At 31.9% G+C, this 11,135-nt stretch carries 10 protein-coding genes; 6 read left to right on the top strand and 4 right to left on the bottom strand.

Annotated elements, in window-relative coordinates:
* The first annotated feature begins 121 nt into the window (after positions 1–121).
* From JJE11_RS07180 to JJE11_RS07165, 4 genes are all read left to right on the top strand, one after another.
* Positions 122–706, top strand: coding sequence for a TerD family protein (locus tag JJE11_RS07180; RefSeq protein ID WP_366927915.1), 585 nt, complete (start codon positions 122–124; stop codon positions 704–706).
* A 51-nt stretch (positions 707–757) separates the two neighbouring features.
* The gene (locus tag JJE11_RS07175; protein ID WP_291634040.1) at positions 758–1,336 is read left to right on the top strand and encodes a TerD family protein; all 579 of its coding nucleotides are present in this window, start codon (positions 758–760) and stop codon (positions 1,334–1,336) included.
* Between the two features lie 69 nt (positions 1,337–1,405).
* Positions 1,406–2,011: a TerD family protein gene (locus tag JJE11_RS07170; protein ID WP_291634038.1), complete on the top strand. Its 606-nt coding sequence runs from the start codon at positions 1,406–1,408 to the stop codon at positions 2,009–2,011.
* A gap of 111 nt (positions 2,012–2,122) precedes the next feature.
* Positions 2,123–4,900: a calcium-translocating P-type ATPase, PMCA-type gene (locus JJE11_RS07165; protein WP_291634036.1), complete on the top strand. Its 2,778-nt coding sequence runs from the start codon at positions 2,123–2,125 to the stop codon at positions 4,898–4,900.
* Between the two features lie 131 nt (positions 4,901–5,031).
* On the opposite strand, the gene JJE11_RS07160 is transcribed toward JJE11_RS07165, so the two are convergent.
* The 4 genes from JJE11_RS07160 to JJE11_RS07145 form a co-directional block, all read right to left on the bottom strand.
* Positions 5,032–5,901 carry an HAD hydrolase family protein gene (locus JJE11_RS07160; protein WP_291634034.1) on the bottom strand — a complete coding sequence of 290 codons (870 nt, stop codon included), beginning with the start codon at positions 5,899–5,901 and terminating at the stop codon, positions 5,032–5,034.
* 24 nt (positions 5,902–5,925) lie between these two features.
* Positions 5,926–7,056: a cysteine protease StiP family protein gene (locus tag JJE11_RS07155; RefSeq protein WP_291634032.1), complete on the bottom strand. Its 1,131-nt coding sequence runs from the start codon at positions 7,054–7,056 to the stop codon at positions 5,926–5,928.
* Positions 7,057–7,132: 76 nt separating this feature from the next.
* Complete coding sequence (locus JJE11_RS07150) at positions 7,133–8,446, bottom strand: phosphoribosyltransferase family protein (RefSeq protein ID WP_291634030.1); 1,314 nt, start codon at positions 8,444–8,446, stop codon at positions 7,133–7,135.
* Positions 8,388–9,482, bottom strand: a complete 1,095-nt coding sequence (locus tag JJE11_RS07145; RefSeq protein WP_291634028.1) for an HpcH/HpaI aldolase/citrate lyase family protein — start codon at positions 9,480–9,482, stop codon at positions 8,388–8,390. Before JJE11_RS07145 ends, JJE11_RS07150 begins: the two co-directional genes overlap by 59 nt.
* A gap of 306 nt (positions 9,483–9,788) precedes the next feature.
* Between JJE11_RS07145 and JJE11_RS07140 the strand changes: the two genes are divergently transcribed.
* On the top strand, positions 9,789–10,448 hold the full coding sequence (locus tag JJE11_RS07140) for an AIM24 family protein (RefSeq protein ID WP_291634026.1): 660 nt from the start codon (positions 9,789–9,791) through the stop codon (positions 10,446–10,448).
* Between the two features lie 18 nt (positions 10,449–10,466).
* Positions 10,467–11,135: TerD family protein (locus JJE11_RS07135; protein WP_291634043.1), on the top strand; the 669-nt coding region annotated here is incomplete at its 3' end.

Raw genomic sequence — 11,135 nt, 5'->3', positions numbered from 1 at the left:
TTTTTTTCATAAGTGTATAGATAAAATGATTAATGTCTGAATTTTTGGAAATTATTAATAATAAGTAAGTATACTATAAAAGTTTAATATAACCACTTTAGTGGTATTTGAGGAGGAATGTATTGTGGCAATTAGTTTAAAAAAAGGTCAGAAGGTAGATTTAACTAAAACTAATCCGGGTCTTGTTAATGTTATTGTTGGACTTGGGTGGGATACTAATAAATATGATGGTGGAGCTGCTTTTGATCTAGATGCAGCAGCTTTCTTGGTTGGAGCAAATGGGAAAGTAACATCTGATAATGATTTTATTTTTTACAATAATCCAAAGGATGCAGCAGGCTCTGTAACACATTTAGGAGATAACTTAACTGGTGAGGGTGAGGGTGATGATGAACAAATCAGAATTGAATTAAGTAAAGTTCCAGCTTCAGTTGAGAAAATTAACTTTACTGTAACTATTCACGAGGCTGCTGAGAGAAGTCAAAATTTTGGTCAGGTTTCTAATGCGTTTATAAGAATATTGGATGAAAATAATAATAATGAGTTAATAAGATATGATTTAAGTGAAGATTATAGTATTGAAACTGCAGTAGTAGTAGCTGAGTTATATCGTAACAACGGAGAGTGGAAGTTCAGTGCAGTAGGAAGTGGATTTGAGGGTGGACTAGGTTCACTTTGCAGTAACTTTGGAATTAATATAGGTTAATAATTCCCAGTAAAGTATATGAAAATAAATAGTAATTGAGGAGGAATAATCATGCCAATTAACTTAAGTAAAGGTCAAAAAATCGATTTAACAAAATCAAACCCAAGTTTAAAGAAAGCAATTATAGGTCTAGGATGGGATACAAATAAATATTCAGGTGGAGTAGATTTTGATTTAGATGCTTCAGCATTTTTAGTAGGTTCAAATGGAAAAACTAATAATGATTTAGATTTTATATTTTATAATAATTTAAAGCATTCAACAGGGGCTGTTATACATACTGGTGACAATAGAACTGGAGATGGAGATGGAGATGATGAACAATTAATCGTTGAATTTTCTAAAGTACCAGCAGATATTGATAAAATTGCAATTACAGTAACTATAGATGATGCTATAGCTCGTGCACAAAATTTTGGTCAGATTTCTAATGCTTTTGTTAGAGTCGTAAATGAAGAAACTAATGAAGAAATCTTAAGGTATGACTTGTCAGAGGATTTTTCAGTAGAAACTGCATTGGTGTTTTGTGAAATATATAGGAATAATGGAGAATGGAAATTTAGTGCGACAGGAAGCGGTTTTCAAGGCGGATTAGCAGCCCTTTGTAAAAATTATGGTCTTGATGCATAGAAAGCGATATAATATTTAAATTAATTAGTGAGAGTAGGTACACTAGTTATTTGAAGGAGATGGAAATAAATGGGTATAAATTTACAAAAGGGTCAAAGAATAAATTTAACAAAAGATAATCCAGGCCTTAAAAAGACAATGGTTGGACTTGGATGGGATCCAGTACAACAATCAGCTAAGGGATTACTTGGAGGATTATTTGGAGGTAAGCAAGCAGATATAGATTGCGATGCTTCTGTGATAATGCTTGATGAAAATGATAAACTAAGAGGAAAAGAAAATATGGTTTATTTCGGTAATTTAAAGAGCAAATGTGGTAGTATTCAGCATATGGGAGACAATCTTACCGGCGATGGTGATGGTGATGATGAACAAATAATGGTTGATCTGTCAGCTGTACCAGAAAATATAGCTAAGTTAGTTTTTGTTGTTAATATCTATGCTGCAGATAAGCGTAAACAACATTTTGGCATGATACAAAATGCTTATATACGTTTAGTAAATATTGCAGATAAGAAAGAACTGCTTCGTTTTAACTTATCAGAAGAATATTCTGGTAAAACAGGTTTGTTTGTTGCTGAGATTTATCGTAATAATGGTGAATGGAAATTCACAGCCATAGGAGAACCAGATACTTCATCTGGCTTAGGTGAAATGGTTAAAAGATACCAATAGGCATAAAAAATTAAATGAATTATAGATCGGTGATGTAGAAAATGAGGGGTTTATCATTTTCTACATTTTAATGTAAATGGAAACTATACAAACCACAGAAAGGTGGATAACATGAAATATTTTAATGAACAGAGCTCAAAAGTTTTAAATGAGCTTAAAGTGGATAGAAGTAAAGGGTTGTCGAGTTCAGAGGTTAAAGAAAGACTAGAAAAATATGGAGCTAACGAATTCACTAAACAAGAAAAAGGATCTATATGGGATAGTATTAAGGAAGCAATTATGGAGCCTATGATGATGATACTTTTAGCAGCAGCTGTAATTAGTGCATTAGTAGGAGAGTTTGCAGATGCTATTGGTATAGTATGTGCTGTAGCAATAGGAATTAGTATAGGAATATTTACAGAAGGGAAATCACAAAAGGCTGCAGATGCGCTTTCAAAAATGACGGAAAATATAGAGGTAAAAGTATTACGTAATGGAAAAATTGTTGAAGTTAGTAAAATTGATTTGGTGCCTGGTGATGTGGTTTTAATTGAGACTGGGGATATGGTACCAGCAGATGGAAGACTTATAAATACTATAGATTTAATGGTTAGAGAAGATATGCTTACTGGAGAATCAGAAGACGTAAGCAAAGAAGCAGAAACTATAATAGAGATGGAAAATATAAAAGCTAAAGATAAAAATATTATACAAGATCCAATTCCAGCAAAACAACTGAATATGGTATTTGGTGGAACACTTGTTGCTTATGGTAGAGCTAGCTTTGTAATTACTTCCACAGGAGATAACTCTGAAATGGGAGAGATAGCTAGAAATCTTGTTGAGAGTGATTTACAAACACCACTTCAGGCAAAGCTAGGAGATTTAGGTGGAAATATTTCGAAATTATCAAGTGCTATAGCTGTCATACTATTTATAGTTATGATTATAAAAATGGTTGCAGCAAAAACTATATCACCAGACACTACCAGTGTAGTTGCATTCTTAGAGTCTGTTGGACCAATAAAAACTGCGTTTGTTGTATGTGTTGCACTAATTGTTGCAGCTGTTCCTGAAGGACTTCCAACAATGATAAATATGACACTTGCAATAACTATGCAGAAAATGGCCAAAATAAATGCACTTGTTACTAAAAAGGAAGCTTGTGAAACAATAGGTTCTGTAAGTGTAATATGCTCAGATAAAACAGGTACACTTACTCAAAACAGAATGACTGTAGAAAAAGTTTATTTAAATGGTAAATTCAGAGGAAGAGATGAATTAAGCGATTCAAATAACTACTTTATAGATAACTGTCTTGTAAATTCCACAGCAGACATTGAAAAGGATGATTCAGAAGTTAAATATTTAGGTAGTGCAACAGAATGTGCTCTTCTTTTATACAATGATGCTTGTGATTATGTCGAAGAAAGACAAAATGCAAAAATAGCTCATCAAATTCCATTTAGTTCAAAGAGCAAGAAAATGAGTACTGTTATAGAAGAAAAAGAAGGTGCTACAGTATTAACAAAGGGAGCGCCAGAAATTATTCTTGATTTATGCAAATATGAACATGTTAATTGTGTTGAAGTAGAGTTAAATGCAGCAAGACGAGGTGAAATATTAGATGAAATCGAAATACTTCAGAAAAAATCTATGCGAGTACTTGGATTTGCATATGGAAATATAATTGAAGAGGTAGCTATAGCAACAGAGCAAGGTACTTTAGAAAATGACTTAGTCTTTACAGGATTCGTAGGAATAAGAGACCCGCTAAGACTTGATGTTAAAGAAGCCGTAGAAACCGCTGAAAAAGCAGGGGTTTCAACAAAAATGCTTACAGGCGATAACATTAATACAGCTATTGCTATAGGAAAAGAATTAGGACTACTTAATGGTAAATATAGGGCAGTTGAGGCTACTTATATAGATACATTATCTGACGAAGAACTTAGACAAGAAATAACTACTATTTCAATAGTGGCACGATCAAAACCTGATACAAAAATGAGAATAGTTCAAGCTCTTCAAAGTAATGGAGAAGTTGTTGCTGTAACAGGAGATGGAATAAATGATGCTCCAGCACTTACAAAAGCAGATGTAGGGATAGCTATGGGTATAGCAGGAACTGAAGTTAGTAAAAATGCAGCTGATATAATACTAACGGACGATAGTTTTGGGACTATTGTAAAAGGAATTAAATGGGGAAGAGGTATTTATGAGAACTTCCAAAGATTTATTCAATTCCAGATAACTGTAAATATTATTGCATTTTTAACAGCAATCTTATCTGTAGTGTTGGACTTTCAAATGCCGTTCACTACAATACAACTTTTATGGGTAAATATTATAATGGATGGTCCCCCAGCACTATCACTTGGACTAGAACCAGTAAGAGATGCTGTTTTAAACAGGAAACCAACAAACAGAAATGCAAGTATTATAACTAAACAAATGCTAAAGAGCATGATTTCCAATGCACTATATATAACATGTGTTCTCATGGCTCAGATGAAATTTGACATATTAGGAACGGGTTTTCCAAAAGAAGGAGTTACGGGAGCAAATGAAATGCAGACAGTATTATTTGCATTATTTGCTTTTAGTGCATTATTTAATGCCTTTAACTGTAGAGAATTTGGTACAGATAGTATATTTCCGAACCTTACAAAGAACACTATATTCTTAAAGATAATTGGTGCTACAGCTTTAGCACAAATAGTTGTAACAGAAGTGTTCTCAAAATTCTTTAATGCAGTGTCTTTAAGTGCTACGATGTGGTTAAAGATAATTGTTGTATCTTCACTTGTGATAGTAATAAATGAAGTTGCAAAATTAATTATGAAATCTTTTGGGAAAAAAGGACAAGAAGTTGAATCAGAATTAGAGGAAAAAAAAGCAGCATAGACAACTTAGAGTAGACTAGTATACTGACTTTTTAATTAAATATAACTTAGTAGATGAAATGAAAAAAGCCCACAGTATTGACGAAAATCAATAATGTGGGCTTTTCTATTAAATCATTGAAGGCTACAACATTACTTAATATAGCAGCATACTTCATCTTCTGATATATCATTTATTTTGTGGAATTCTTCATGTACTACATCTAAAATTTCTTGACCTGCGAATACACCAGATTCTTTTGTAATATATACAGTATTAGCAAGCTTTTCACCTTGGAGGTTAAGTAACAATTCTCCATGTGACGGAACTATTCCGTAATTTGAATGTTTAATCATAGGGTAGTCTAGTAGAGAGTCACCAGCAGCTATAAAAGTATTTATATTTTCAAGCTCCATTATATATTTTAGAGGATCATATTTATTTATACAATTAGGGACTATATATACCTTTTTGCCTTGCCTTGATACGCTATAATTGTGCTTTGAACAAAAGTAACGCAACGCTTCAAAATAATCTAAAGTTATTTGGGGATTTGTAAAGGTACTAGCTAGCATCTCCTCATCTAAAATGGAGTATACAAATAGATTTTCACAAGCTTTGTATGATTTAACAAAGTCACTTTCTAAAAAGAAACTACATAATTTTATCATATCCCTGACAGATATAACTTCTTTAATTTTTGCAGAACTTATATCTGACCAAGTAGAGAGTTCTATGCCATTTTTAAGTATTATGCCTCCATTGGCTACAATGGCGTATTTAGGTTTTATTACATCATAAAAGTATTTCATTCGTGTGTATTGCTCAGGCGATCTTGTGGTAACTGGTATAAAGAGCATAGACTCATTTATATGTTTTAGTGTGTCCTGCATGGATTTAGTAATAAAACTGCACATGTTATTATTATAAAAATCCACAGGAAAAAGTTCTTCTTCATTAATTAGTTTACAATGCCTTGAAGAATATATAAGGGTGCTATCAAGGTCCGATGCAAATATCATAAAAACACATCCTTTGATTACTTATTATATATCTTCTTTTTCTTTTTCTTTAATAATGCCACAACAGGAATAGCACATATCTGTATATATTTCTACTGGGACATCTTTTTCCTCAGCTAACTTAAATATATGCTTTAAATTTGGATTATCAAAGGAGTCGACTAGTATTTTAAAGGGGATTCTTCTTAGAAGTACTCGCGTGGTTTCTCCAATTCCAGGCTTTATAAGATTAATATTATTAATGCCAAATTTATGTTTAATACTCTCGATGTCGCGAAGTCCTTTGCAACTTAAAGAGTTACCGTCATACTCAATATCAGTGGCAATTTCTGTGATGTTAGGTTCATTCGATAGAGAATTATTATCTATGGAGTCGAAACAGGCACATATTTCATCTATATAGAAATTAGAAACATCCACCGATTTTAATTCACTATAAAACTTTGCACCGTGAAAATCATCGCTGTTAATAAACTTATCATTAAGTACAGTTCTACTTACAAGACCTGAAACCGTAGAATTAAGACAAGCACTTGGAATTAGAAAGTCCTCTCTTGTGCCGTAAATAAAGGTGCAATGAGCGGGGTCAGATAATACTGCTAGGTTTGAATTAAGGGTTATATTAAACTCTTCATAATATTCTTTGCAAGCCTTTGTTAATGTATGTTGAATAACACCTTTGCCTGTCCACCCATCAATGAATTGTATGTTTGTTTCTGGGTGATTTTTTAATATATACATAAGGGCATTTTTATCTATGCCTTTATCACGTATTATAGAAATACTGTAATGAGGAAGGGATATATTATATTTGAACTTTATATATCTTTTAATTAATATTCCAATAGGGGTACCCGCTCTAGCAAGGGAAATCAAAACAAGATTTTTACCACGTGCTTCTATAATCTTTTCACTTAATATAGAAACAAGAGTAGCTAGTTTGATTTTTGATTGTTGCAACGTGCTATAGAAAATATCCATGTATTCTTTTGAGGGAGTATATTCTATTGGTAACATTTCAGAATAATGGATTCCACTTTGTATAGCATTTTCTCTAAATTCATTATCTTGTTCTAGTATCAGGTGTGATATATCTTTAAGAAGAAATATCACATCTTCATTAGAGTAACTTCCTGAAAAAACACATTGATTCATTTAATTACACCTCTTTTTTATATTATTTAGGGGGTTTATAACTTATCTACTATATGCAGTTTTTTTAAAAAAAATATTAGCCTTTCCAGCATACGAATATAATGGATTCCACATGAAAATATGAGAAAATCCTATTGAATTCTTCTTTTTTCTCATTGGTTAAAGGCTTTTCGGATAAGAAAAACACCTGTTTATAGAAATTATCAGTTATATTATAAATGTAGTTTGGTATAGTGTCATCCTCAGGGCTTTGAAAAACAACTTTATTTTTATTTCCATAAGAATCTATGTTTCTAGTGTGAACAGGACTTCTTGTAGTGGAATGAAAGTAAACATTATCTCCAAGCAAAGCGCTTATACTGCAAGGTAAATATATAAATTCACCTGTTCCTAAACAAAGACAATTTCCAGTAGTTCTTTCTTTTTTAAGCACTTCTGATATTGATTTAATTTCTTCAAAAATTTTCAAATTATCACTTGAAGTAATTCCAAATCTACCAGTAGACTTGTTATAGCCTTCAATGCTTTCAGCTATTGGGAAAATATACTCTTTGGATGGAATTAATTTAGTAGAGCTAGGTGGCACAGTTACAGCATCACTAATAATATCTTTTGATTTATTGCACTTGATATCCCCTTTTAATAAGGAACATACTTTAACATCTATATCTTTTTCGTCAAAGAACATTTTATAGCTGTTAGCATCTCTCCAATCCAAGATGGATATTATTCCAAAATGTTTCCCCGGAAGGCATTTTATTAAATTTAATGCAGATTTACCTGTAGTAAGTTCATCGTCAATTAAAACTATATCGTCAAACTTACTAAAAAAATCATTTTCGCTGGGGAAAAGTAAATGTTCTACTGCGTGAGAATGCTCTTCGTTAAAAAATAGTGCAGGCTGTATAGAAGTTATCTTCTCACGTGTAGTATGGATATAAGTAGCATTTGAAAAATTTTGGAATACCGCTTGAGCAAGACCTGTAGCAGTCTCTGCAAAACCTATAAAAAGAGTTTTGTTTGCAAGTTTTATAGGTTCGCTTAAAATATCATCTGAATTATGCATACTACTCGCTACGTCTGGTGATACAAGTGAATTAACTAATTCAGTAGTAGGATAATCCGCGGAATCCTCTCTTTCATTAATCCAAAGACGAGCCAAAATCCCTCCAATAATTTTTAGAGTATCTGGAATCATGGGCATATGTTTTCCTATAACTTTGCTTACAAACAAAAAATCTCTCTTTTTATTTTCTCTTGCTGACATTGTAAAAAGCTTGGACACAGGAATGTTACACTTATTCTCTTTTATATTTAGTGATATTTCTAGGCTATTGTCTATATTGTAGTGAATGGATCCCTTGCAGTAATTCTGTGTGACATTTTCCATCTTCAAATACCCCCATTATTTTAGATTTTAACAATATTTCTTTAGCCCATTTTTCATGAGGCTTTACCTCGTTCATTTTATTTGAGTAATTGCTCTTTATTACTCCATCAAGGGATGAGTTTAAAATATTGCATGCATCGATATACTCTTCTTTAGAAATCACCAGAAGAGAATTTACTATATTTACTTGTGATGGATGTATAACGGTTTTACCAGTTAATCCATTAGTTCTATCTAAAAGAGTTTCTTTAATAAGAGTATTATTATGTAAATCTAAAACTTTACTAAAATACTCACAAACTACCCCAGATATTACATAATCATCACGTTTAAAGACATTTATTATATCGCTAATACAGTCGCGTACTACGGCTAGATCGTATATGGTGAAATCCTTACTTCGCCTAAGACTATATAATCCAGAAAAATCTGTTCCACCAATACGAATGTTTAAAACATATTCCTTATAATAATCTATGATACGTTTTACGCGAATGAGTTCTTCAATTCGAGTTTCTTTATGAAGTATGATAGGAGTTTCAAGTATGGGCATTCCGTATAGAGTTCTTTTATTACATTGATTATATTCTTTTAGTACAGAAAAGTATTTTTCTCCAAGTTCGGAATCAAATTTTGGGAAAATAAAGCCGCAAAGACCCATAAGTGGTGATTCATTTAGTAATTTTTGAAGTTGGTTAACATTTCGCACTCTAATAAAAATAAGGGGAAGACCATCAATAAAAGAAGAGTTACCTTTTTCAAGAAGGCTGATACTCTTAAACAAATTAATAATGTTAGTTTCAGCGAATGCGACTTCGCTTGATGAAACAGAATCTTCAATACAAAGAGTAATAGTATGTGCACCCCTTTTTTTACTCAGTAGTATGTCCTTAAGTAAATGTTCTCGGGTACCAGGCATATATAAACATGCGCCTAATGCATATGATAGTTCTTCTCTTGAGGAAAATAATCCGTAAGAAGAAGGAAGTTTAAAAAAAATATCTTGTAAACCGTTAATATTATTAAAATAACGCATAATTATTCTCCATTTACTTATTTAGATTAATCAGTATTTCCAAAGGATATATAGTACTGATTATAATACTTAATTATAACATAATTATATTAGCAATTACATATTACTCTAGTAAATCAGTAAAAGTTACATAAATATAACAATTATAACAATTATAACAATAATAGTTGTTATAGCTTATATATCCACTTTAACATTATGATATACTATAGATATATATAATTTTTTAAATTTAAATTCAGAGAACATATATAATGAACCAAGAGAAAGCCAATTATATTGCAATTGTGAAAGGAGTTAATACATATGTTTAATTTTAGAAATCATCAAGAGCTTACGTGCATCGCAGAAGGTGATGGGCAGTTTTTCGCTAAATTAGGTGCTATGGTGGCTTATAAAGGCAGTTTTAAATCTGAAAAAGTATTGTTGGATACAAATAGTACTAAAAGTGTATTCAAATCTGTAATGAATCTAGCTACTAGAAAGCTTTCAGGAGAAAATATTCCTATTATGAAAGTGACTGGAAAAGGTAGTTATTATATGGCGGACAGAGCCCAGCATGTTAGTATAATCACATTACAAATAGGCCAAAGCGTAGGAGTTGAAGGAGAAAATTTACTTGCTTTTACTGAGGGGTGTAAATACGGAGTTAGATTTATGGGGTCAGGTGTAATATCTCAAAAGGGTATGTTTACTTCGAACCTAACAGCAATTGGAAGTGATGCGGAGGTAGCTATAACTACAACTGGTAACCCAATTATCTTAGAGACGCCTTGCATCGTAGACCCTGATGCAGTAGTATGTTGGACAGGTAATGATCCTAATTTTAAAGCGGATATAAATTGGAAAACTTTCCTAGGACAAACCTCTGGTGAATCGTATATGTTAGAATTTAATTCTCAGGGAGAAACTGTAATTATCCAACCTTACGAAAGAGGTTCAGGACTTAATATTGCAATAGATTAGGGGGACGTTGTTGTGGCTATGATTATTAATACTAATAATAAAAAAATAACATCTAAAAAGAAACAATATGGGAAATTAATTGTTGAGACTGCAATTACTCCGGAAAATATTTCAAAAATAGCAGTAGGAGCATATCAGCATACAAATAAAGATAATGCTCACAGTACAAATAAGGGACAACCCCAAACTACTACTGAGGCTAAAGTTAATACTCCATTAAAACCAAATAAAAACATGGAAAAAAGAAAACTTGTCGATGTTACGAAAAGCATTAAACTGGGGAAAGGTCAAAAGTTGAGCTTAAACCAAAATTGTAAAAATCTTTCAAAATTAATAGTGACGTTAGATTATAATACGAGCTTAAATTGTAATGATGAGTTTGATTTGGATGCATCAGTATTTATGGTAGATATAAATAATAAAACAATAGATAAAGACTTTATTTTTTATGAAAACACTAAGAGCACTTGTGGCGGGGTACTTATTAACGAGGACCATAAGACTACACTTAAAGACGCATATAATGAAAGCATACAATTAGATTTAAATCTAATACCTGCTCACATTGAGAAATTAGCTTTTACTGTAACAGTATATGAAGCAGATGAAAGACATCAAAATTTTGAACAGGTATCAGATGGATATTTTAGAATTATAGCTGGTGACACAAAGCAAGAAATTTTAAAC

Source organism: Clostridium sp., from assembly GCF_016650095.1.
Classification (GTDB): domain Bacteria; phylum Bacillota; class Clostridia; order Clostridiales; family Clostridiaceae; genus Clostridium_AD.
This window is presented reverse-complemented; position numbering and strand designations above follow the sequence as displayed.

What these genes read in the sequence shown, in the direction of transcription:
- JJE11_RS07175 (WP_291634040.1), top strand. Translation starts at nt 758, where the DNA reads ATGCCAATTAACTTAAGTAAAGGTCAAAAAATCGATTTAACAAAATCA.
- JJE11_RS07170 (WP_291634038.1), top strand. Translation starts at nt 1,406, where the DNA reads ATGGGTATAAATTTACAAAAGGGTCAAAGAATAAATTTAACAAAAGAT.
- JJE11_RS07165 (WP_291634036.1), top strand. Translation starts at nt 2,123, where the DNA reads ATGAAATATTTTAATGAACAGAGCTCAAAAGTTTTAAATGAGCTTAAA.
- JJE11_RS07160 (WP_291634034.1), bottom strand. Translation starts at nt 5,901, where the DNA reads ATGATATTTGCATCGGACCTTGATAGCACCCTTATATATTCTTCAAGG.
- JJE11_RS07155 (WP_291634032.1), bottom strand. Translation starts at nt 7,056, where the DNA reads ATGAATCAATGTGTTTTTTCAGGAAGTTACTCTAATGAAGATGTGATA.
- JJE11_RS07150 (WP_291634030.1), bottom strand. Translation starts at nt 8,446, where the DNA reads ATGGAAAATGTCACACAGAATTACTGCAAGGGATCCATTCACTACAAT.
- JJE11_RS07145 (WP_291634028.1), bottom strand. Translation starts at nt 9,482, where the DNA reads ATGCGTTATTTTAATAATATTAACGGTTTACAAGATATTTTTTTTAAA.
- JJE11_RS07140 (WP_291634026.1), top strand. Translation starts at nt 9,789, where the DNA reads ATGTTTAATTTTAGAAATCATCAAGAGCTTACGTGCATCGCAGAAGGT.